The sequence below is a fragment of the Aliiroseovarius sp. D2-2 genome, from assembly GCF_055809455.1.
In genome coordinates this window covers 1,211,745-1,233,527 of record NZ_CM147913.1, presented here as the reverse complement: position 1 = coordinate 1,233,527, position 21,783 = coordinate 1,211,745, and the positions used below count along the sequence as shown (strand labels likewise).

The window sequence follows — 21,783 nt, the reverse complement described above, 5'->3', positions numbered from 1 at the left end:
ATGGGCTTAGATCAGCCCGGTTTCGCGAAACAACGCGGGCAAATTGCGATCAGCGCGTGGGCCCATGTGGCGGATGACTTCCCCGGCCACGGTGCAGCCCATTTCGCCGCAAAGCCGCAGATCAGCCCCTGTGGCCAACCCGTAAAGAAAACCTGCGGCAAAGCCATCGCCTGCCCCCGTCGCGTCCACAGGTGTGATCCGTTCCACCGGCACATCAATGCGGTCGCCGCCCGACAATATCGAAACGCCGTCGCCTGAGCGGGTGCAAGCCACCAACGGGCAAATCGCGGCGGTTTTCGCCATAGCCTCTTCCAGATCATCCGTTTGGAATAGGGCTTTCAGCTCTTCTTCATTTCCGATCACATAGTCCAGCTCGTGCTCGATCAACATCAGGAAGTCGGTCCGGTGACGTTCAACGCAGAAGGGATCAGAAATGGCGATCCCTGCCTTGCCACCCGCTGCGCGACAGGCGCGGGCCATGGCGATGAAGGCCTCTTTTCCTTTGTCCTTGTCGAACAGGTAGCCCTCAAGGAATACAATCTCGGCATCTGCGGCGACATCCCCGTCTACATCTTCGGGGCCCAGCTCTGCCGAGATCCCCAAATAAGTGTTCATCGAGCGCTCACCGTCAGGCGATACAAAAATCATCGAGCGTGAAGTCGGCAGCTCTCCACCCGGCACGGGCGGGTTCACGAAACGGGTGCCGTCCATTTCCATAGCATCTGCATAGAAATGCCCCAGCGCATCATCATGAACACGACCAACAAATCCTGTTGTCAGACCCAGATTGCCGATCCCTGCCAGCGTATTGGCGACAGAGCCACCCGCAGCTTGCTTGCGATCTTGCATCGCGGCGTACAGCACCTCGGCCCTGTCCTTTTCGACCAGCTGCATGATGCCTTTTTCGATGCCCATCAGCTCTAGAAAGCTATCATCCGCCGTGGTGATGACATCCACAACCGCGTTGCCAATGCCGACAACCTTGTACTTTTTCGTCATATGTTCTTTTCCTCATAGGGACATATATTCCGAATGATGCAATTTCCGCACATTGGTTTGCGCGCTTTGCAGGTGTAACGCCCATGCAAGATCAGCCAGTGGTGGGCATGTTGTTGAAAATCTGCGGGGATGTTGTCTTCGATGGCTCGTTCCACGGCATCAACATTTTTTCCCACAGCAAGACCGGTGCGATTGCCGACGCGATAGATGTGGGTATCGACCGCCTGTGCAGGCACGCCCCACCACATATTCAAAACCACATTCGCCGTCTTTCGGCCGACACCCGGCAGAGATTGCAGGGCTGCGCGAGAATTCGGAACTTCGCCTCCGTACTCATCCACAAGTATCTGGCTTAGTTTCATCACGTTTTTCGCCTTTTGGCGAAACAACCCGATGGTCTTGATGTGATCGGTTAAGCCTTCAAGACCAAGATCCAGCATCTTCTGCGGCGTGTCTGCCACTTTGAACAGCGCCCGTGTCGCCTTGTTCACGCCGACATCTGTTGCCTGCGCCGACAGGGCCACAGCCACAACCAGCGTGTAGACATTCACATGTTCCAGCTCGCCTTTAGGTTCGGCTTCCTGCTCTTTAAAGCGCTCAAAAATCTCGCGGATTTCGTGATATCCGAGTTGTTTTGCCATCGTATCCATCCGTTTGTGCAGATCGTCATACGCGAGCCGCGCTCAATGCGCAATTTCCGGGTCGCATAGAATGGAAAATCGCGGCACTCTGATCAAGCAACAAACGAGGCCACCATGACCCGCTCTGAAGACAGCTACCATTACAACGTGATCCGCCGCGCGATTGATGAAATTGATGCGGTCGGGGGAGAGCCTTTGGCCCTGGACGCTTTGGCCACGAAAATGGATATGTCGCCTGCACATTTCCAGCGGGTCTTTTCGCGATGGGTGGGGGTTTCACCGAAGCGCTATCAACAATTCCTGACATTGGGTCATGCAAAAGTGCTGTTGGCAGAGCGGTTTTCAACACTGGAAACCGCGCAGTCCGTGGGATTGTCAGGCCAAGGGCGCCTGCATGATTTGTTCCTACGGTGGGAAGCGATGAGCCCCGGTGATTACGCCAAGAAAGGTGAAGGGCTTACGATCTATTGGGGCTGGTTTGACAGCCCGTTTGGAAAATCTCTGGTCATGGGTACTGACCGGGGTATGTGCGGCATTGGGTTTGCAGAAGAAACCGGACCAGACGTTGCGTATCAGGACCTAATTTCGCGCTGGCCCAATGCCACGTTTATCGAAAACCCAGACAGGCTTCGCGACTGGGTTCTTGCGGCCTATGATCCGAAGTCCACGCAGGCCGACAAAACGCCTCTCCACCTGATTGGGTCGCCCTTGCAGATCAAGGTTTGGGAAGCACTTTTGACGATCCCTTCGGGCCACGTAACGACTTACTCGCAGATTGCCGAGAAGATTGGTCAGCCTCGTGCTGTACGCGCCGTAGGCACGGCTGTCGGGCGCAACCCTGTCAGCTGGCTAATCCCATGTCACCGCGCCCTTCGAAAATCCGGTGCCCTTGGTGGATATCACTGGGGCTTGCCAGTAAAACGCGCTCTTTTGGCGTGGGAAAGCGCTGAACTGGAACAAGCGGAAATCAGCTAAGCGTCAGTTTTCACGAATGTTTCCCCATAGCAGGGCCTTGTTATTCGATAACAGGGCCCTTTTGTGTATGGAAAGCAAGAAACTAAATTGAGGACAGCAAAATGCACCCAAGACATGTGATTCTCTCGTTCGGCCTGATTGCCGGACTCGCCACCAGCGCCTGCACATCACCAACCCAGGCGAACATGGGACCGCGCACTCAGAACGGCGCTGCAATCGGAGCGATTGCTGGTGGCCTGTTGGGCGCAACGCGCAAGGGCGACGGTAAGCTCGGAAAAGCAGCAGTTGGCGCTGTTATTGGCGGCGTGCTTGGCGGCGCAATTGGGCAGCAATTGGACAAACAGGCGGGCGACCTTAGGCAAGCGATCGACAATGACGATGTGAAGATCGTCAACACCGGCAGTGAGCTGATCGTCACAATGCCGCAAGACATTCTGTTTGCAACCGACAGCAGCCAGATCAGCTCTGCCCTACACAGCGATCTTGCAGCGCTGGCACGCAATCTGATGCAATACCCGAATTCAGTCGTCGAAGTGCAAGGGCATACGGATAATACTGGCAGCGCGGATTACAACCTATCTCTGTCGCGCAATCGTGCGGCGTCAGTTGCGTCTGTTTTGTTCGCCAACGGAGTTTCCAGCTCGCGTGTTGTAACGGTTGGGCATGGGGAACACCGCCCTGTGGCGTCAAATCTGAATGCAGCAGGCCGGCAACAAAACCGAAGGGTCGAAATCATTATTCGACCAACAGCCGCATAAATATATTTGCGCGTTTTACATCGGATCACACCAGAAGCCGGGCACATCGCCTGGCTTCTTTTTTGTTTGAGGGTCACGCCCGGATGTGGTCATGTAATCTGACCAATTCAACGAGTCTCTCATGCCCTTCCAAAAAATCACCGCAAACAAGCTTTCAAAATCAGTTGTCGAACAGATCGAACTTCTGATCCTGCGTGGAGTTCTACGCCCCGGAGAACGCCTGCCTGCAGAACGCGATCTTGCAGACCGGCTGGGCGTATCGCGCCCTTCCCTGAGGGACGCACTGGCAGAGCTGGAAGAGGCCAAGCTTTTGTCGCGCCGGGCTGGTGCTGGCATCTTCATCTCGGAAGATTTGGACAGCTCCTTTTCACCTGCTCTGATCAACCTCATCGGTCGCCATGATGAAGCAGTCTTTGACTACATCACCTTCAGACGCGATATGGAGGGACTGGCCGCAGAACGCGCTGCACAGTTTGGATCAGACACGGATCTTGAGGTCATAAACGAGATCTTCCTGAAGATGGAACAGGCCCCCGCAGGTCAAGGCGCAGATCTGGACAGCGATTTTCACATGGCAATCATCGAAGCCAGCCATAATGTCCTGATGGTCCATATGATGCGCGCCATGTATGACCTGCTGAAACAGGGCATCCTGTATAGTCGGCAGGTGGTGGTCCAGATCACCAACACCCGAATGGATTTGTTGGAACAACATCGCGCCATCAACGACGCCCTACAAGCGCGTGATCCTCAGGCAGCACGGGCAGCGATCGAAATACATATGGATCATGTCGTGCAGGCCTATTCTGATCTACGTCGCACTGAACGCAATGAAGAGGTCGCGCGCCAAAGGCTGGATTACGAGAAACGCCGTTAACACGATCCACCTCAAAGCAGCTCAGCATTCAGAAACAAAAAAACCCGGCCAATGAGCCGGGTTTCTTAATGTCTTTAGATGAAGGCCAGCTTAGTGCAGCTTGGCTTCCACGTCCTTGATGGCTTCGTCGATCAGCTTGTTGCCGTCGGTTGCAGTCATCTGCTTGGCGATCATGTCGCGGGCTGCGCCCACTGCGACTTGAACCGCGCTGTCGCGAACCTCTTTCACAGCGGCAGCTTCAGCCGATGCGATCTGGTCCGTTGCGGCAGCCAAACGACGTGCGATCGAAGCTTTCAGATCTTCTTTCGCCTGTGCAGCAGCGTTGGCGGCTTCTTCCTTGGCATGCGCAACGATGCGCTCTGCCTGATCAGCCACTTCTTTCTGCTTACGCTCATAAGACGCCAGAATGGTCTGGGCCTCTTCACGCAGGGCACGGGCTTCGTCGAGTTCCGACTTGATGCCATCGGCGCGTTTGTCGAGCTGACCGCCCAACAATTTGTGCACGCCCATGTAACCCAAGAAGGTCACGAACAGCAGGAACGCCAGCGTGACAACCATATTGGTGTTCGACAGATCCGTCCAACCCGCATCACCAGCAGCAAATGCCGGTGTGGCAGCCAGAACTACGGGGAGAAGTGCAATTTTCTTCATCGTCTTCACCCTTTCATCCGCGAGGTTACTGCAGCCGTCACCGATTTGGCGTCAGCTTTGTAGCCCATTGAGCCCAGGATCTCTTTCGCGACATCCTTGGACACTGCCTTAACACTGTCGACAGCGCCGGCGCGAATCTCAGAGATCGCGACTTCGCTTTCGGCAGCCTTTGCGGCAATCTCGGCATCTGCTTTAGCAGCAGCTGCATCAAGATCGGCCTGAATGTCCGCACGTGCTTCAGCGACAATTTTGTTCGCTTCAACTCGGGCGTCCGCCAGGGCCTTGTTATAAGCTTCTTCAGCCTCGACGGCCTTCTGCTTCAGCTCTTCGGCAGCAGCCAGATCGTTGGTGATCGTGCCCTGACGTTCAGACAGCACAGCCTCGATACGAGGCAGAGCGATCTTTGTCAGAACAAAGTAGATCACGACCAGCGTCACCACGAGCCAGAAGATCTGGTTCCCGAAGGTCGAGAAATCCAGCTGCGGCATGCCAGCGGCTTCTGCGCCACCGTGTGCTGCTTCTGTGCTTTGTGTGTTACTTGCCATGTCTTAAGTCCTCTGGAACCGGATTAGATAGGGCGGATCACGGGTGATCCACCCCGTCGTAAGGATGGTTCAGGTCTTAGACAGCAAACATCAGCAGCAGAGCGACCAGGAACGAGAAGATGCCCAGAGCTTCTGCAAATGCGATACCGATGAACAGGGTCGCTGTTTGTGCGGCAGCTGCCGACGGGTTGCGCAGAGCACCAGCCAGGAAGTTACCAGCAACGTGGCCAACACCGATAGCGGCGGCACCCGAACCGATAGCTGCCAGACCTGCACCGATGAATTGACCCATTTGAGCGATATTGCCTTCCATTGTGATTTCTCCTTACGTTGGAATGCTTGAATTAGGATTAGTTAGCGGGCTGCACCCGAAGATATTGTCGTCTTAGTGCGACGGATGCAGAGCGTCTTTCAGATATACGCAGGTCAGGATGGTGAACACGTAGGCCTGGATAAAGGCGACGAGCACTTCCAGTGCGTAGACGGCCGAGATGGCCAGGATTGGCAGGAAGCTGAACATGCCCAAGGCAGCAGCAAAGCCGGCGAATACTTTGATAACCGCGTGGCCAGCCATCACGTTACCAGCCAAACGAATAGAGTGGCTGACGGGGCGCACGAAGTACGAGATCAGTTCGATCAAAGCCAGGATCGGACGCAGCGCCAATGGTGCGGACGAAACCCAGAAGAGACCAAGGAAACCAACGCCGTTCTTCACAAAGCCCAGCACGGTTACGAAAACAAATACGATCATCGCCAGCACGGCAGTCACAGCGATGTGGCTGGTGGCGGTGAAGGATGTTGGGATCAGGCCCAAGAAGTTGGCGAAAAGGATGAACATGAACAGGGTCATGATGCCGGGGAAGTATTTCACGGCGTCTTTACCGGCGACATCCTCGACCATCTTATAGACAAAGCCGTAAGCCATTTCGGCAACCGACTGGCTGCGCGTCGGTACGATTGCACGGCCACGCGACCCAACAACCAGCATCAAAATGATACCGATGATGGCCAGAACCATCCAAAGCGTTTGGTTGGTCGGGGTGAAGGTGCCCAGGTGATCAGCGCCGAAAAGCGGCTTGATCTCGAACTGGTCCATCGGGTGGATGGCCAGACCGGGATGCGCCGGGGCAAACAACACACCAGACAGCAGGACAACTGCCAACACGGCAAAGAATGCAATCTTGATGATCGGGCCTGCGCCCTGTTTTGCGTTCTGTTCAGCCACGTGTCTCTTCCTCTTCTTCCGCGACGGGCTGCGCGTCTTGCGCTTCTGTCGCTCTCTTCTGCATCTGGGCGGCGGTTCCAAGCATGACTTTCATACCGGCCGCGAAACCCAACAATATAAACAGCACCATAAAGATCGGCTTGGTCCCAAAGAGACTGTCCAGCCCGTATCCGATGCCGAAGCCGATGATTAAACCGACTGTAAGCTCTATGACCATCTGCCAAGCAAAGGATGCCTGGTTGTAGGCCTCGTCCCCAGTTTTCGACGCTTCCTCTTCCCCTTTTGCCGCTTTGATGCGGCTATCGAGCTTTTCTAGACGCTCGGGATCAGGGGTGTTGGACACGCAAAATCCTCCAGTGACGGTTAACGCAGTTGCTAAGGGGTGACGCGCCGTGAGTCAACGCAGTTTAGCGCCAACATTGAGACGCGTAAGTTATTGTAAATGCTCCACTTTCAAGATGATGTAGAATCCACAACTGCCGATGAGGGGTCTCCAACTGCGTTTTCCTTGGTATTTGCGTTATTCAACCGATTGGTTGACGATTGGTCGCGGCCCGCCTAGGCCCTTGAACATGGAAAACCGTCTTGATCTTGTATTTGCCGCTCTATCCGATCCAACGCGGCGCGCCATTCTTACCATGCTTCTGGAAGATGATATGGCGGTCACTGATGTAGCTGAGCCGTTCGAGATGTCGCTGGCCGCAGTTTCCAAACACCTAACCATCCTGACGCGTGCCGGGCTGATCACGCAGGAAAAGCGTGGGCGGGTGAAATGGTGCAAACTTGATCCGAGCGCTTTGCGGGAAGCCTCGGTCTGGATGCAGGGATTTGGGCAGTTCGAACCCGTGAATTTGGACGCGTTCGAGCGGTTCTTGGAAGAAGAACTGCGCGACTAAGCAAATCAGCCGGGCAATGTGATCGCCGATTCATTGGCAGCCCATTCTTTTGCAGCGCCTTTCAAACTGTCCAAAATGGCTTGCACTTTGACTGTTCGATGCAGGTCTACATGGGTAACCAGCCAAAACTGTGATCGCCAGTCGTCTTGTGGTGGCATGATTTCTATCAGCTCTGGATATTCTCCCTTCAAGGCGAAGCCAATTCCAGCACCAGCCAAAAGCGCTTGCCTTAGGGACACATCATCGGAAACTCGGAATGTGACATTCTGATCCGGGATATTTTCTGCCATCCATCGCGCAAATGGCGCGCGCGCGGCTGATCCATCCCCTCCAATAAACCGGTGTTCGTGAAGTGTTTGCACTGTTGGCAGCCCGAACTTTGAGACATAGGAAGGCGCCGCATAAAGAGCCACATCCATTTTCATAAATGGCTGAGCTACGTTGTCTGGTTCTTCCGGTGCGCTGCCCGCTCGAATAGCGACATGCGCTTCGCCGTATTCCAACTTGAACAACCGCGCCCCTGTCAAAAGCCGGATATTTGCCTGCGGATGCTGACACTGAAATGCAGTTAAGACCGGAGCTAGCCGGGGTGCGAAAGACGCCAATGCGGTCACGACCACGTCTCCTGTGACTTCCTCACCCTGCCCTTTCAGCCTAGCGACAAGCTGCGTAAATTGTTCCTCTGTGGTGCCCGCGATCCGGGCCAAGTCTGCACCAGCTTCAGTTGGGGTGTATCCGCGGGCATGGCGTTGGAACAGTTTCACGCCCATGCGGGTCTCTAGAGCATCCACATGCCGGATCACGGTTGCATGGTGAATTCCCAAACTGTCCGCCGCGCCACTGACTGTTCCTGCGCGCGCGACATGAAATGCGGTCCGAATTTCATCCCAATGATCCATCGTAAAACCCTCGTCGGTTTTCTGTGCAATTTTCAACACCACCTGTTGATTAACCCAGATTGCGTTTGGAAATGCAAGATAGCACATTCCGCTCAACATCAAACGATCCGCAAATAGGAGATCACATCATGCATATCCTTCGCATTGACAGCTCAACCCGCAAAGAAGACTCACTATCGCGCAAACTGGCCGACGATGTCCTGGCCCAACACCCCGACGCCACCATCACTACCCGTGACCTTGGTGACGGCATTCCACATATCGATGCGGGTTTCACCCGCGCCACCTTCACCCCACCCGAAGCCCGTAGTGACGCCGACAAAGCTGCACTGGCCTTGTCGGACACGATTGTCGCCGAGGTTCAAGCCGCTGATTTGATTGTCATTTCAATGCCTGTCTATAACTTCTCGGCCCCCTCCACTTTGAAAGCGTGGATTGATCAGCTTGTACGGGTTGGCGTGACCTTCCACTACACCGAAACGGGGCCAGTGGGCATGATCGAAGGCAAGCGCGTGATTGTCGTCAGCGCCTCTGGCGGTACACCGGTTGGTGCGGCATACGAATTCGCATCACCGTTTCTGACCCATGTACTTGGCTTCATGGGCCTGACCGATGTGACCTTTATCGGGGCTGCCGGTGAAGATGGATTGGTCGATGCTGAACGCTCGATCCAAGCGTTGGCTGCCTAAGCAATTGATCGGGGGCCTATCCGGCCCCCGACGCCACATCAGATCAGGCAGCATAGACAGCCTTACGGTTTGAAGGCAATGTTGCCCGATGTGTGGAAGATTAATCGCAGGCGACATGACACAGGCCCAGATGGCGGCCATTATCGAGGGGTTTATCTATCCATCCCGTTCGGTGGTGATTGCAAGCGATGCACCGCCGGCGGCGACGGGTTACAATGTCAAACCTACGCAACAGGTGAATATCCTTTTTCCGCAGGGCGAAAACCTTGTGGCCTCGACCGCACGTTGGTGGCTTGTGCCCCACTGGTTCAAAGGTCCGCCTGAAGACTGGAAGGCCACCACGTTCAACGCCAAGATCGAAACCGCCCACGAAAAACCCACCTTCCGCGAAGCTTGGCGCCATACTCGCTGTTTGGTCCCGGCAATGGGGTATTACGAATGGAGCGGCCCCAAGTCAGATCGGCAACCGAACTATGTTCACCTGAAACAGAACCATCCTGTGATGTTGTTTGCAGGACTGCGAAGCGAGCTTTCGGGTGGGCAACAGACCTGCACAATCCTGACCCGCCCTGCGCTACCAGAAATCCACGACCTTCATCCGCGCATGCCAGTCCTTCTATCGGCAGAAGAAGCCGGGCTGTGGCTTGATCATGGCGCGCCTGACGACGAGATACGCGCACAGTTTGGCACGCACTGGACTGGACGCTTCCAAACCCAGCATGTTGCAAAGTTTGGTATGAAGGACGACGGCCCCGAACTGATCGAGCCGGTTGGCGCTGGCAGTTTCGACTTCGGGGACTAATCCGCCAGCAAAACAAAAAACGCCGCGCAGATTCTCTGCACGGCGTATTCATATTGGTTTGATCGTAAGATCACATGCCCAAGGCACCTTTGATCTGATCCAGAGCAGCCTGAAGGATCGCCGGGTTGTTGGCGGCTGCATCAGCAGCAGTTTTCAGTGCCATTTTGGTTGCGTCATCCAGGTTCGAGCCGTCGATCATCTCGCCAACTTTCGCTGCATCAAAACCTTCTGGGGTCAGCAGGTCTTTGTTCATGTCCATCGCACCAGCTTCTTCGGTAGCGGCTTCGGTTGCTTCTTCAGTAGCAGCTGCGGCTTCTTCAGCGGCAGGCTCAGCGGCTGCGCCGGTTACAGCTTCGGTGGCCGAAGTAGCAGCGCCTTCAACAGCGCCGGTTACGGCTTCGGTCGCAGCTTGCGTTGCAGCACCCAGAGCTTCAGTGACAGCTTCGCTTTCACCTACAACACCAGTCACGGCGTCACCAACAGCTTCCATCGCGCCTTCTACAGCAGTGCTTGCAGCTTCTGTTGCAGCGGCAGCAGCAGCTTCGGCGGCTGCGGTTGCTTCGGCAGCAGCAGCCTCAGCGGCAGCAACCGCTGCTTCTTCAGCAGCAGCGGCTTCAGCGGCGGCGGCCTCTTCGGCAGCTTTTGCTTCTGCTTCTGCGGTTGCGGCGGCCTCAGCGGCGGCGGCTTCAGCGGCTTCGACCTCGGCAGCGGCGGTGGCAGCCGCTTCTTCAGCGACCATTTTGGCTTGATTGCCTTCATACCACTTGTACCCACCGAAAGCAGCGGCAGCTACAACCAGAATCGCGATAATGGATTTGTTCATGTCGACATCCTCAACTTGTCATTTGCACAAGATCACTGAATCGACCTTGCGATATAACCGGGATGTGCGGTCTCAGCCCTGTAGGTGCAAGGGGAGTTTCGTTGTTTCGGCATCAAAACGCTTAGAAACCCCAAACTATCGGCTTGAAACAGGGGCAGCGCACCTTTACGTTTCGCATCCAGAACTTAGCGAAACCACAGAAGGAATGGCACCATAGCCCGCAGACCTCATAACGCGCCCCCGACGCGCGACACCGGCCCACGCATCAATGATCGTATCCGGAATCCAGAAATCCGCCTGATTGGCGCTGAAGGCGAAAACGTTGGGGTTGTAACACCCGAGCGTGCGCTAGTTATGGCACAAGAAGCAGGTTTGGATCTGGTCGAGATCTCGCCCAATGCCAATCCGCCCGTCTGTAAGATCATGGATTTCGGCAAGTTCAAATATGAACAGCAAAAGCGCGAATCCGAAGCTCGCAAAAAGCAAAAGACGATCGAGGTCAAAGAGGTCAAGTTCCGTCCGAACACTGATACCCACGACTACGACGTTAAAATGCGCAACGTGTTTAAGTTTCTTGAGAACGGCGACAAGGTCAAAGTGACCCTGCGTTTCCGTGGCCGTGAAATGGCCCACCAGAACCTTGGACGCGAGCTTTTGCACCGCGTAGCCGACGACATCAAGGAAATGGGCAAAGTGGAAAACATGCCCAAGATGGAAGGTCGCCAGATGGTTATGATGATCGGGCCTCTGCCCAAGTAACCTTCTCACCTATCAAGAATTCAAAACGCCCTGCACCTGCGGGGCGTTTTTTGTTTGGGCTAAGCATTCGGTGGCTTCCCCATCTTCCGCAGCTTGGGTAAGTTGGCCGTATGGAAGATCTGTCGTTCATCATTTTGCCACTCACCTTGCTTGCGACCGCTGTCATGGCGGCGTCAGCGTCGATTCAGGCGCACCGCGCTGAAATGGATGCGTTCGGAGCAACCGTTCTGGCGATTGCGACCGGCATGGGCGGCGGGACGTTGCGCGACCTATTTCTTGGCATCACCCCCGTCTTCTGGATCAACGATTTGCGTTATATGATGGCTGCGATCCCGGTGGCTCTTCTGGGTTTCTTGCTGGCCAGTCGAATGCCTTCGGGCAATGGGCAACGCCTGAACATGCTATTGCATCTGGATGCAATCGGATTAGCACTGTTTACCCTGACCGGCCTTCAGGTCGCATTATCCGCAGATGTGCATCCCCTGATGGCCATCGTTCTGGGCTGCATTACCGGCACAGCAGGCGGAATGATCCGCGATCTGTTGTGCAACATGACCCCCAGCCTGTTGAAAGAGGATCTTTACGCCACGATCTCGTTGGTTGGTGGCGGCTTGTTCATCTTGTTGCTGCCGACAATGGGGGAAACTCCCGCCCTGGCAGTGAGTTTTATCAGCATGCTTTTGGCGCGCGTTATCATACTCGCGCGTGCAAGCTCGCAAAGAGCGTCGGACGCGCCTTAATCGGGGGGCTGCTTCGCCACACGTGGGCGCTTCATCAATTCCAAGTAAAGGAAAGGGCCGCGCTTGGCGGCCCCTTTGTTTGGTCTATTTGAACAACCAATTACTCTGCAGGGGTTGGGATCGCATCCCCGCGCGGGGCATCAGGTACCGCAAATGCCACGGCGATAAAGATCAACCCCAGAACGATGCCCAGCACGTCACCGGGCAAAGCCATGAGTCCCTCATATTTCGCTCCCGGCACTGCTCCCAGCGTCACTTTGCCGCCAGCGATAGCGTCAAGCATGCCAGTGGCTTTCACAGCAGGATAGGTAACCATATAGGCAGCAGCGCCCAGCAAACCGCCCAGTATGAAGAACAGTGCGTCTTTGCGGCCAGTTGCGGCGGCAGCGACCCCTGTACCGGGGCAGAAACCCGAAAGCGCCCAGCCAGCGCCAAGCAACAGTCCACCCACAAAGACACCAGCATAGGCGGCTTTAACCGACATATGGCCTACGTCGACAAGGCCCGTAATTTGGCCGCCAAACATCAGGACTGATCCGACACCGATGGCCAGCAAGATGGCTTTCATCAGGCCCAACGAGCGCAGGCTCAGCATGCGGATCAGGACTGTAGGGTTGGTAGCGCCGATGCGATCAAGGACAAAGCCGAACGCCGCACCAATTATAAGAGCAAGAACAATCTGCATGGTTTATCCTTTCTTGTAGGTCATCATGGCGACAGGCACGGCCGCGGCAAAGGCGCCAGCAGCGAAGATGTAGCCTGACAGAGATGTCTGCATCATGCCCGACATCATATGGCCCGAGGTACAACCTCCGGCCAATCGCGCGCCGTAAAGAACTATGAACCCACCGATGAAGGCAATTACGTAACGCTTCATCGGGGTGTCCCCAAAGTTGTCATAGTGAATTGCGGGCAGTTTGTTCTCATCCGCACCATTCCCGCCACGCATCATGGCAGACAGGAACGCGCCCGCCATTATCGCAAGGACGAAAACGAAGCTGTAGTTCAGCGGATTCATGACCGATTTCGCGTATTTGCCGTTTGACTTGGCAAGATAGGCATTGGTTGAGCTGTAGCCCTCTTCAGTTTTGGTCACCAATTCAGGGTTCACAACATCCGCAACGATCCCATCAAGGATCACGAACTGTGTGGACACTCCGATTGGTTTGACCAGAAGGACAGCAAGAAAGAACACCAAGCCCAGCGCCACCCCTCCAATTTTCCAGTTTAATGTCATGGGTCATCCCCCTTTTATATTCGTATTTACGAATATGTTTTCGTTGCAAATCGGATGAAAGTCAAGGCCGTGAAAACTCGACCTTGGTTAAACCCGCTTTAACCAAGGTGAGAGCATGCTGGTTTCATGAAACAGATTCGCACCCCATTGACCGGCACACCCCTTGTCCTTCCCCAAGCCACGCATCCCTGTGGTGAAGCGCAGGTTACCCCCCTTCACCCGGCAGACGAGCTGGCCCAGATCAGGGCCGAACTTTCGCGCCTGCATCAACGCGAAGATGAACTGCGCCGTTTCTTTCGTGAGGATGCGTTGGAAACGGACCTTGTTGGCACAACGCACAGCGTTTCGATTATTCAGCATAAGAAACGTGAATTCGACACCGCAAAGCTGCCTCAAGCTGTTCTGGCCAATAGCAAATTTTATCGAGACGAGCGCAGGACGCTGATCTCGACATCACCTAATTCGGACACGTTGTGTGATCAGCCGGTGCAGCAGCAAACTCAGCACACTAAAAAATTCCAGAATGCTGGTGTCCAAGCGGCTGATACCCGCTTGATCTAAGATTTGGGCATCTTCTGTGCCCATGTGACACGGTTTCTACTGGATCGCCGCGCGGGGCTGCGCTATGCCCTGTTCCGATGACCCAAACACTTACGATCCGCCGCCCCGACGACTGGCACCTGCATCTGCGCGATGGCGAGATGCTAAAGACCGTCCTGCCCGAAACAGCACGTCATTTTGCCCGTGCCATCATCATGCCGAACCTGGTTCCGCCTGTGGTGACCGGCGCAGATGCCAGCGCTTATCGCGACCGTATCATGAGCGCCCTGCCCCAAGGCATGTCGTTCGAGCCTTTGATGACGCTCTACCTGACCGAAGAAACGGATCCGGAAGATTTGGCCGCGGCCCATGCATCGGGCCTGATCACGTCGGTGAAGCTCTATCCTGCTGGGGCCACGACGAATTCCTCAAGCGGGGTGCAGGACTTCGACAAGATCCGCCCGGTGCTGGAAAAAATGGCCGAGATCGGTTGCCCGCTTTGTGTACATGGCGAAGTCACTGACAAAGATATCGACATCTTTGACCGCGAAGCCGTGTTCATCGACCGCGTGCTGGACCCGGTCCGACGCACCACACCAGAGCTGCGTGTGGTGATGGAGCACATCACCACCAAAGACGGCGCCGACTATGTCAAAGCCAATGACACCAAACTTGGCGCAACCATCACGGTGCAGCACCTGATCCTTGACCGAAACGACATGCTGGTCGGCGGCATGCGCCCGCATTACTACTGCCTGCCGATCTTGAAACGTCGCGAACACCGTGAAGCGCTTATCGCCGCAGCCACGTCGGGCGATCCGCGCTACTTCCTTGGAACAGACAGTGCCCCGCACCCGACGCACGCCAAAGAAAGCGAATGTTGCTCTGCTGGGTGTTTCACCGCGCCCAATGCCCTGTCGATCCTCGCCGAGACCTTCGAAGCAGAGGGCGCATTGGACAAGCTTGAGGGCTTCGTTTCACTTCACGGCCCTGCCTTCTACGGACTGCCCGTGAACGAAGACACGATCACCCTTACCAAAGGCGACCCGGTTACCTATCCCGAAACATTGCAGGCTGGCGATCACACCGTCACAACATTCGACCCCGGCTTCCCGCTCCACTGGCGCGTCGACGCCTAAACCTGCTGCCCGACCACACATAACGAGGACCGCTGCCCATGATCCCCTCTACTTTCCCCGCGAAAGAAGAAATCGCCCGCCTGACCGCCCGGATGCTTCTGGAAATCGGCGCGGTGAACTTCAACACGGACGAGCCTTTCACATTGGCTTCGGGCCTTCCCAGCCCGTCCTATATCGACTGCCGTAAACTGATCAGCTTCCCGCGCATCCGCTCGACGCTGATGGATTTCATGACCGTCACGATTATGCGTGATGCTGGGTTCGAGGCATTTGACAACATCGCAGGTGGTGAAACAGCGGGCATTCCCATCGGCGCATGGGTCGCTGAACGTCTGGCGCTGCCGATGACATATGTGCGCAAGAAGCCGAAGGGCTACGGCAAGAATGCACGGATTGAAGGCGCGATGAGCGAGGGACAGCGCGTGCTTCTGGTTGAGGTATCTGACCACCGATGGCGGCTCTAAGCTGTCTTTCGTAGATGCGATTCGCGATACCGGCGCGACCTGCGGCGCGACGGCCGTCATCTTCTATTACGACATTTTCCCTGAGACGGAAAAAACGCTGTCTGATCATGGTGTTCAACTTATTCACCTCTGCACGTGGTGGGATGTTCTGGCCGAAGCGAAGGCCCAAGGCGCGTTCTCGACCGAGACTCTCGACGAAGTTGAACGCTTCTTAAATGATCCACGCGGTTGGCAAGCTGAACGGATGAAATCCTAAATCACACACCGTATTTAGGCCAAACCTCGCGTAAACCAGCCATATATGGTAGGGTTGCGTGAGTTTCCTGAGCATCTGTGTTATCCACAGGTTTCCCACAGGAACATACATTTTGCGTTAACGATTGCTCCAACGTAGAAAAGGGGCCTAGGGGAAATTGCAGGCAGCAGGCATGAACGAAATCAGCACCATTCCGCAAGGCGGTCAGCCCGATGCAACTGCAGATGTGCAGGATGCACTGCCCCACCACATCGAGGCTGAACAACAGCTTCTTGGTGCAATTCTGACCAACAATGACGTGTTTGACCGTGTCGCGGCAATCATCACTGCCGGTCATTTCTACGAGCCCGTGCACGCACGCATCTGGGAAATTGCATCCAGCCGAATTTCCAAAAACGCGCTTGCAAGCCCCGTGACGCTGAAAGCGTTCATGGAGGATGACGAGGGCCTGAAAGAACTGGGCGGCCCCGCCTATCTGGCACGTCTTGCAGGCGCTGCGATTTCCAGCTTCGCCGCCCGCGACTATGCGCAGATGATCTATGATCTGGCGATCCGCCGGGAACTGATCCAGCTGGGTCAGGACATTGCGGCCAAGGCGCAGAAAGTCGACATCGCATCCGAGCCAAAAGAGCAGATCGTCGAAGCCGAACAAGCGCTTTATAAGCTCGGGGAAGCCGGACAAACTGAATCAGGTTTTCAAAGCTTTCTGAAAGCCGTGACCGAAGCCGTTCAAGTTGCCAATGCCGCCTATCAGCGTGAAGGCGGGATGGCAGGCATCTCGACCGGCCTTATGGACATGGACACCAAGCTGGGGGGCCTTCACCCATCTGATCTGTTGATCCTTGCTGGTCGACCCTCGATGGGGAAAACCTCGCTTGCCACAAACATCGCGTTTAACGTGGCCAAGGCCTATAAAAAGGGCACCAAACCTGATGGTACTGAAGGTGCCATTTCGGGCGGTGTGGTCGGCTTCTTCTCGCTCGAGATGTCGGCCGAACAGCTCGCCGGTCGTATTCTGGCAGAAGCCTCCGAAATCTCGTCCCACAAAATCCGTCAGGGCGACATGGATGAAGGTGAGTTTCGCCGTTTCGTACAAGCCGCCAAGGATTTGGAAAGCTGCCCGCTTTTCATTGACGACACGCCCGCCCTGCCGATCAGCCAGCTTGCCGCCCGCGCGCGCCGCTTGAAACGGACCCACGGGCTGGACCTTCTGATCATCGACTATTTGCAGCTTTGCCGCGGTATGGCTGAAAATCGCGTGAACGAGATCGCTGAGATTTCGATGGGCATGAAGGCCATCGCCAAAGAGTTGAACATCCCTGTGATCGCGCTGTCCCAGCTGTCGCGTCAGGTGGAAAGCCGCGACGACAAACGTCCCCAGCTGTCGGACCTGCGTGAATCGGGCTCGATCGAGCAGGACGCCGATGTGGTCATGTTTGTGTTCCGCGAGGAATACTACAAGGAACGCGAAAAGCCCGGCGATCACGAGCTGGACCGCATGGCATCGTGGCAGGAAGAAATGTCCAGCTTGCATGGCAAAGCCGAGCTTATCATTGGCAAGCAACGTCACGGCCCCATCGGCACGGTCGAGCTGTCCTTCGAAGCTCAGTTCACCCGTTTTGGCAACCTTGTCAAAGCGTGGCAGCAAGGGCCAAGCGACGAATTTTGATCATGATTACCGGGGTGAACCACATCACTCTTGCGGTGACAGACCTTCCGCGATCCATTTGGTTTTACACGGAAATTCTGGGCGGCACTCTGCGCGCAGACTGGCCACGCGGCGCTTACCTTGAGCTGGGTGAGCTGTGGCTCTGCCTGTCCCTTTCAGATGCGCCAATCCCATCCCGACAAGACTACACCCATATCGCTTTGACCTGTAACGCCGCCGATTTCCCAACGCTTTCCAGCCAGATCAGGGGTCACGCTGAACTTTGGCAGGACAACAGCTCTGAAGGAGTGTCGCTTTATTTCTGCGATCCTGATGGGCACAAGCTGGAACTTCATCATGGCGATCTTGCGTCCCGCCTTGCGCACTACCGCGCACAGACAGATGGTCAGGTCAGCGTTTACGACTAAACCCCCGACCGTCGATAAAGGGTCGCCATCCGGTAATCCTTGCGCGGTCCAGTTACAGACCAGACTGAAGACCAATCGGGCCAATCCGAAAGATTGTAGGAAACGTGATACCTATCCGGGTCACACCAGTGCTGATCGGTGGTTTTGTCGCCAGCAAGATCGAAATTGTGAAACTCTCGCTCGTCTTCAAACAACACCTGAACACGGCCATTTCCTGCGTCGCGCCAATGGTACATCCGGCTGGCCGCAAATTTTGCACCTGTGGCGGTCACAAGCTGCCCTTCTTCGCGATACGTCAGCCCATCCGCAGCCTGCGTAAACTCCGCAACGCCTGTCAGGTGATGGGTCTCGCCCGATTTCTCGACAATCTCGCGGGCAATCTTCCAGTTTCCAAGAAAATCGGTGATTTTCACCTTAGACACCCCATTATCGTCGCAAACATAGCCATCGTACGTCCAATCCCGGCACGCTTCTCTTGTTCGCTGCATCGCGGCAGTTTATGAGAAACGCGACTGCCAACCAAACGAAAAAGGCTTCGCCGATGATCCCTCGTTACGCCCGCCCCGACATGGTCGCCATCTGGTCGCCCGAAACCAAGTTCAAAATCTGGTACGAGATCGAGGCGCATGCCTGCGACGCAATGGCCGATCTGGGCGTAATCCCGCGCGAAAACGCGGATGCCGTTTGGAAAGCCAAAGACGTTGAATTCGACGTGGCTCGCATTGACGAAATTGAAGCCGTCACCAAGCATGACGTCATCGCGTTCCTGACCCACCTTGCCGAACATGTGGGCAGCGATGAAGCCCGTTTTGTCCATCAGGGCATGACATCTTCCGACGTGTTGGATACCTGCCTGAACGTACAGCTGGTGCGTGCCTCGGATCTGCTGCTTGTTGGCATGGACAAATTGCTTGCAGCCCTGAAGAAACGCGCGCTGGAGCATAAAGACACCGTACGCGTTGGCCGCAGCCACGGCATCCACGCAGAACCCACCACCATGGGCCTGACCTTCGCACGCTTTTACGCTGAAATGGACCGCAACAAGAACCGTCTGGAAAAAGCCCGTTGGGAAGTGGCCACTGGCGCGATTTCCGGCGCGGTTGGCACGTTTGCCAACATCGACCCGGCCGTAGAAGAGCATGTGTGTGAGAAACTGGGTCTGCGCCCGGAACCAATCTCGACCCAAGTCATTCCGCGTGACCGCCACGCCATGTTCTTCGCCACGCTGGGCGTGATCGCTTCGTCGATTGAAAATATCGCTGTGGAAATCCGCCACATGCAACGGACCGAGGTTCTGGAAGGTGCCGAGTTCTTCTCGATGGGCCAGAAGGGCTCATCGGCCATGCCGCACAAGAAAAACCCGGTCCTGACCGAAAACCTGACGGGTTTGGCGCGCTTGGTGCGCATGACCGTGGTCCCCGCGATGGAAAACGTGGCACTTTGGCACGAGCGTGACATCTCGCACAGCTCGGTCGAACGCGGCATCGGCCCAGATGCCACCGTCACGCTGGACTTCGCTCTGCATCGTCTGGCTGGCGTGATCGACAAGATGCTGATCTTCCCCGACAACATGCTGGACAACATGAACAAATTCCCAGGTCTGGTGATGTCGCAGCGCGTCCTTCTGGCGCTGACTCAAGCCGGTGTTAGCCGCGAAGACGCCTATTCGATGGTGCAACGCAATGCGCTGAAGGTTTGGGAAGAACGTCTGGACTTCCGCGAGCTTCTTTTGGCTGACGAAGCCGTCGTTGAAGCCCTTGGTGTCGATGGCATCAATGAGAAATTCGACATGGTTTACCACACCAAACATGTCGACACGATCTTCAAGCGCGTCTTCGGCGAAAGCTGATCTAACGCAAAGCTAAGAGCCTCTTTCTGACCTATCTTGTTGATGGAATAAGAAGGAGGCTCTTATGTTTTCCGCCGCAATGTCCCGCGCATCTGCTGTTTTTGGCGTCGGGTTTTCATTTGTCATCATGGCGATCAGCGGTCTGCTGCTGATCATCGCACCTCGTGGCTCAATCGCTAAGCAACTTGACTGGCATCTGCTTGGCCTTACCCGATCAGGTTGGGAAGCGGTTCATCTGGCGACCTCAAGCGCATTCATCTTGTTTGGGGTTTGGCACACAGTTTTACACTGGCCAATAATCAAAGGCTTCGTGGTGGGAACAACGATGCACCCAAGCGGTCATCGCCGCGAAGGCTGGGCGATATTTGCGATCATTGCTGTGCTATTGCTAAGTGCCATTCTGAATTTGCCCCCCGCCAGTTGGCTTGTGGACCTCAACGAGTATTTCAAGAAAGAATACTGGTTGCTTTCGGGTTAATTTGAGCGTTTCCAAAAAATATGCTATGCTTGGGGCCTTCTGAAAAGGAGGTCCCTATGCAATTCAGAACTCTATTCTGCGCCGCAATCTTGGCCTTTGTGCCAACGCTGTCGGCCGCCGGCCAATGCAACCGCGGCACGCATGAAGCATCAACATGCGCAGCAGGGCAGGTTTGGAACGAAAAACTTCAGGCCTGTATCGACGAAAAATCAGTCTAACCTTTCCTGTGTAAAGGTGACTTTAACCCGCAACTGCCAATCTGCCCTTTATTAAGGTGGAGGCAAGCGGTGCCAAATGACATGACCATAGATACCGACCTGATCTTGGGCGAAGGTCCGGGTCAGATTGTGTCTGGCCCGGCATCTGATCCTATGGCCGATTTGACACCGCCATTGCGTCAGCTTCCGCGTCGCCTGACGAAGCGCCAAAAGGCCGCCATCATCGTGCGTCTGTTGCTGGCCGAAGGGGCCGAGATTGCCTTGCAGGACCTTCCGGTCGGTTTGCAAGGCGAGCTTGTCCACCAGATGTCCACAATGCGTTACGTGGATCGCGCCACCCTGAAATCCGTCATCGATGAATTCGTATTCGAGATTGAAGAGATCGGATTGTCATTCCCCGGCGGGCTAGAAGACGCCCTGTCAGTGCTCGATGGTACAATCAGCCCCGCCACTGCTGCACGGGTTCGAAAGATGTCCGGTGTTCAGATCGCGCATGATCCATGGGCAAGTGTTTCGAACACCCCCGTCGATCAACTGCTTCCCCTAATCGAACATGAAAGCGCCGAGGTGTCGGCGGTTCTGCTTTCAAAACTGAAGACCTCTGTTGCGGCCGAACTGCTGGGTTCGCTGCCTGGGCAACGCGCGCGCAAGATCGCTTATGCAGTTTCCATGACCAGCACTATATCTCCGGACGTGGTAGACCGGATTGGCCGTTCGTTGGCCGAACAACTTGGAACCCAAGCCCCGAAAGCCTTCGAAGGCGATCCCAGCGAACGGGTCGGGTCAATCCTAAACATCTCGCCAGTCGCCACACGGGAAGAGGTGTTGGATGGGCTCGATCAGGAAGACAATGAATTCGCCAGTGCCGTGCGCAAATCGATCTTCACGTTCGCCAACATTCCAGACCGCGTTCAACCCGGCGACGTCCCGAAAGTCACCAAGGATATTGATCAGTCGGTTCTTGTCACTGCACTTGCTGCCGCAACAGGCGATCTGGAAATCGCCGCAACGTATATACTGGACGCCATGTCAAAACGGCTTGGCGAGCAGATTCGCGAGGAGATGGCCGAGCTTGGCAGTGTCAAACCCGCCGACGGAGATGCCGCCATGAACCAAATCATCGCCCAAATCCGCGCGCTTGAAACTGAGGGTGAGATCACGCTGATTGTGCCAGACGAAGACGGCTAGGTCAAACTCTTGCAGGGCTTGGCCACGCCCGTTATGTGTGTCCGACCAGCCCCATGCTT

The 21,783-nt window shown here is 55.5% G+C and carries 28 protein-coding genes and 1 pseudogene; 17 read left to right on the top strand and 12 right to left on the bottom strand.

From position 1 onward, the window contains the following. Positions 1-6: 6 nt before the first annotated feature. Together AC0L6A_RS06140 and nth are read right to left on the bottom strand one after the other, a co-directional pair. Positions 7-999 carry an adenosine kinase gene (locus tag AC0L6A_RS06140; RefSeq protein ID WP_473292878.1) on the bottom strand — a complete coding sequence of 331 codons (993 nt, stop codon included), beginning with the start codon at positions 997-999 and terminating at the stop codon, positions 7-9. Then, on the bottom strand, positions 996-1,640 hold the full coding sequence (gene nth / locus AC0L6A_RS06135) for an endonuclease III (RefSeq protein WP_473292877.1): 645 nt from the start codon (positions 1,638-1,640) through the stop codon (positions 996-998). The genes AC0L6A_RS06140 and nth overlap by 4 nt, the downstream gene beginning before the upstream one ends. Before the next feature lie 114 nt (positions 1,641-1,754). On the opposite strand from nth, the gene AC0L6A_RS06130 reads away from it, so the two are divergent. The 3 genes from AC0L6A_RS06130 (at position 1,755) to AC0L6A_RS06120 (ending at position 4,250) form a co-directional block, all read left to right on the top strand. After that, positions 1,755-2,615: a methylated-DNA--[protein]-cysteine S-methyltransferase gene (locus AC0L6A_RS06130; RefSeq protein ID WP_473292876.1), complete on the top strand. Its 861-nt coding sequence runs from the start codon at positions 1,755-1,757 to the stop codon at positions 2,613-2,615. A 101-nt stretch (positions 2,616-2,716) separates the two neighbouring features. Next, positions 2,717-3,373 (top strand): YiaD family glycine zipper/OmpA-like lipoprotein, encoded by a 657-nt coding sequence (locus AC0L6A_RS06125; protein WP_473292874.1) that lies wholly within the window; start codon positions 2,717-2,719, stop codon positions 3,371-3,373. 121 nt (positions 3,374-3,494) lie between these two features. After that, positions 3,495-4,250: a FadR/GntR family transcriptional regulator gene (locus AC0L6A_RS06120; RefSeq protein WP_473292873.1), complete on the top strand. Its 756-nt coding sequence runs from the start codon at positions 3,495-3,497 to the stop codon at positions 4,248-4,250. A 90-nt stretch (positions 4,251-4,340) separates the two neighbouring features. Here AC0L6A_RS06120 and AC0L6A_RS06115 read toward each other — a convergent pair whose 3' ends face one another. From AC0L6A_RS06115 to AC0L6A_RS06095, 5 genes are all read right to left on the bottom strand, one after another. Next, positions 4,341-4,901: a F0F1 ATP synthase subunit B gene (locus tag AC0L6A_RS06115; RefSeq protein ID WP_473292871.1), complete on the bottom strand. Its 561-nt coding sequence runs from the start codon at positions 4,899-4,901 to the stop codon at positions 4,341-4,343. Between the two features lie 5 nt (positions 4,902-4,906). After that, entirely contained in the window at positions 4,907-5,446 is a 540-nt protein-coding gene (locus tag AC0L6A_RS06110) for a F0F1 ATP synthase subunit B' (RefSeq protein ID WP_473292869.1), read from the bottom strand. A gap of 76 nt (positions 5,447-5,522) precedes the next feature. Then, positions 5,523-5,759 carry a F0F1 ATP synthase subunit C gene (locus tag AC0L6A_RS06105; RefSeq protein WP_055188564.1) on the bottom strand — a complete coding sequence of 79 codons (237 nt, stop codon included), beginning with the start codon at positions 5,757-5,759 and terminating at the stop codon, positions 5,523-5,525. Between the two features lie 72 nt (positions 5,760-5,831). Continuing rightward, complete coding sequence (locus tag AC0L6A_RS06100; protein WP_473293399.1) at positions 5,832-6,635, bottom strand: F0F1 ATP synthase subunit A; 804 nt, start codon at positions 6,633-6,635, stop codon at positions 5,832-5,834. 28 nt (positions 6,636-6,663) lie between these two features. Beyond that, positions 6,664-7,014, bottom strand: a complete 351-nt coding sequence (locus tag AC0L6A_RS06095) for an AtpZ/AtpI family protein (RefSeq protein ID WP_473292867.1) — start codon at positions 7,012-7,014, stop codon at positions 6,664-6,666. A gap of 229 nt (positions 7,015-7,243) precedes the next feature. On the opposite strand from AC0L6A_RS06095, the gene AC0L6A_RS06090 reads away from it, so the two are divergent. Then, positions 7,244-7,567 (top strand): ArsR/SmtB family transcription factor, encoded by a 324-nt coding sequence (locus AC0L6A_RS06090; RefSeq protein ID WP_473292866.1) that lies wholly within the window; start codon positions 7,244-7,246, stop codon positions 7,565-7,567. 5 nt (positions 7,568-7,572) lie between these two features. Here the strand turns inward: AC0L6A_RS06090 and AC0L6A_RS06085 are convergent, their stop codons facing one another. Beyond that, positions 7,573-8,466 (bottom strand): LysR family transcriptional regulator, encoded by an 894-nt coding sequence (locus tag AC0L6A_RS06085; protein WP_473293397.1) that lies wholly within the window; start codon positions 8,464-8,466, stop codon positions 7,573-7,575. Between the two features lie 128 nt (positions 8,467-8,594). On the opposite strand from AC0L6A_RS06085, the gene AC0L6A_RS06080 reads away from it, so the two are divergent. Together AC0L6A_RS06080 and AC0L6A_RS06075 are read left to right on the top strand one after the other, a co-directional pair. Next, positions 8,595-9,155, top strand: coding sequence for an FMN-dependent NADH-azoreductase (locus AC0L6A_RS06080; protein ID WP_473292865.1), 561 nt, complete (start codon positions 8,595-8,597; stop codon positions 9,153-9,155). Positions 9,156-9,243: 88 nt separating this feature from the next. Further along, positions 9,244-9,957, top strand: a complete 714-nt coding sequence (locus AC0L6A_RS06075; RefSeq protein ID WP_473292864.1) for an SOS response-associated peptidase — start codon at positions 9,244-9,246, stop codon at positions 9,955-9,957. Positions 9,958-10,027: 70 nt separating this feature from the next. Here AC0L6A_RS06075 and AC0L6A_RS06070 read toward each other — a convergent pair whose 3' ends face one another. Continuing rightward, complete coding sequence (locus tag AC0L6A_RS06070; protein WP_473292863.1) at positions 10,028-10,780, bottom strand: hypothetical protein; 753 nt, start codon at positions 10,778-10,780, stop codon at positions 10,028-10,030. Positions 10,781-10,993: 213 nt separating this feature from the next. Between AC0L6A_RS06070 and infC the strand changes: the two genes are divergently transcribed. Next, positions 10,994-11,539, top strand: coding sequence for a translation initiation factor IF-3 (gene infC, locus AC0L6A_RS06065; protein WP_473293395.1), 546 nt, complete (start codon positions 10,994-10,996; stop codon positions 11,537-11,539). Between the two features lie 110 nt (positions 11,540-11,649). Continuing rightward, on the top strand, positions 11,650-12,279 hold the full coding sequence (locus tag AC0L6A_RS06060) for a trimeric intracellular cation channel family protein (RefSeq protein ID WP_473292861.1): 630 nt from the start codon (positions 11,650-11,652) through the stop codon (positions 12,277-12,279). A gap of 100 nt (positions 12,280-12,379) precedes the next feature. Here AC0L6A_RS06060 and AC0L6A_RS06055 read toward each other — a convergent pair whose 3' ends face one another. Next, positions 12,380-12,964, bottom strand: a complete 585-nt coding sequence (locus AC0L6A_RS06055; protein WP_473292860.1) for a DUF6691 family protein — start codon at positions 12,962-12,964, stop codon at positions 12,380-12,382. Between the two features lie 3 nt (positions 12,965-12,967). Continuing rightward, positions 12,968-13,516: a YeeE/YedE thiosulfate transporter family protein gene (locus AC0L6A_RS06050; RefSeq protein WP_473292858.1), complete on the bottom strand. Its 549-nt coding sequence runs from the start codon at positions 13,514-13,516 to the stop codon at positions 12,968-12,970. A 126-nt stretch (positions 13,517-13,642) separates the two neighbouring features. Here AC0L6A_RS06050 and AC0L6A_RS06045 point away from each other — a divergent pair, with 126 nt between their 5' ends. The 5 genes and pseudogenes from AC0L6A_RS06045 to AC0L6A_RS06025 all read left to right on the top strand — a co-directional run bounded on the left by AC0L6A_RS06045 (position 13,643) and on the right by AC0L6A_RS06025 (position 17,991). Next, positions 13,643-14,077: a hypothetical protein gene (locus AC0L6A_RS06045; protein ID WP_473292857.1), complete on the top strand. Its 435-nt coding sequence runs from the start codon at positions 13,643-13,645 to the stop codon at positions 14,075-14,077. A 77-nt stretch (positions 14,078-14,154) separates the two neighbouring features. Beyond that, positions 14,155-15,195 (top strand): dihydroorotase, encoded by a 1,041-nt coding sequence (gene pyrC, locus AC0L6A_RS06040; protein ID WP_473292856.1) that lies wholly within the window; start codon positions 14,155-14,157, stop codon positions 15,193-15,195. A gap of 38 nt (positions 15,196-15,233) precedes the next feature. Continuing rightward, positions 15,234-15,915: pseudogene (locus tag AC0L6A_RS06035) on the top strand (orotate phosphoribosyltransferase). A gap of 172 nt (positions 15,916-16,087) precedes the next feature. Further along, positions 16,088-17,584 carry a replicative DNA helicase gene (locus tag AC0L6A_RS06030; RefSeq protein ID WP_473292854.1) on the top strand — a complete coding sequence of 499 codons (1,497 nt, stop codon included), beginning with the start codon at positions 16,088-16,090 and terminating at the stop codon, positions 17,582-17,584. Between the two features lie 2 nt (positions 17,585-17,586). Then, entirely contained in the window at positions 17,587-17,991 is a 405-nt protein-coding gene (locus AC0L6A_RS06025) for a VOC family protein (protein ID WP_473292853.1), read from the top strand. On the opposite strand, the gene AC0L6A_RS06020 is transcribed toward AC0L6A_RS06025, so the two are convergent. Further along, complete coding sequence (locus AC0L6A_RS06020) at positions 17,988-18,404, bottom strand: DUF6314 family protein (protein WP_473292851.1); 417 nt, start codon at positions 18,402-18,404, stop codon at positions 17,988-17,990. The two genes, AC0L6A_RS06025 and AC0L6A_RS06020, sit on opposite strands and share 4 nt — an antisense overlap. 128 nt (positions 18,405-18,532) lie before the next feature. Between AC0L6A_RS06020 and purB the strand changes: the two genes are divergently transcribed. The 4 genes from purB to AC0L6A_RS06000 all read left to right on the top strand — a co-directional run bounded on the left by purB (position 18,533) and on the right by AC0L6A_RS06000 (position 21,724). Next, positions 18,533-19,840 (top strand): adenylosuccinate lyase, encoded by a 1,308-nt coding sequence (purB, locus tag AC0L6A_RS06015; RefSeq protein ID WP_473292850.1) that lies wholly within the window; start codon positions 18,533-18,535, stop codon positions 19,838-19,840. 64 nt (positions 19,841-19,904) lie between these two features. Beyond that, positions 19,905-20,318, top strand: coding sequence for a DUF4405 domain-containing protein (locus tag AC0L6A_RS06010; protein ID WP_473292848.1), 414 nt, complete (start codon positions 19,905-19,907; stop codon positions 20,316-20,318). 56 nt (positions 20,319-20,374) lie between these two features. Further along, positions 20,375-20,536 carry a chitin-binding domain-containing protein gene (locus AC0L6A_RS06005; RefSeq protein ID WP_473292847.1) on the top strand — a complete coding sequence of 54 codons (162 nt, stop codon included), beginning with the start codon at positions 20,375-20,377 and terminating at the stop codon, positions 20,534-20,536. An 81-nt stretch (positions 20,537-20,617) separates the two neighbouring features. Then, entirely contained in the window at positions 20,618-21,724 is a 1,107-nt protein-coding gene (locus AC0L6A_RS06000; RefSeq protein WP_473292845.1) for a flagellar motor switch protein FliG, read from the top strand. The last annotated feature ends 59 nt before the right edge of the window (positions 21,725-21,783 follow it).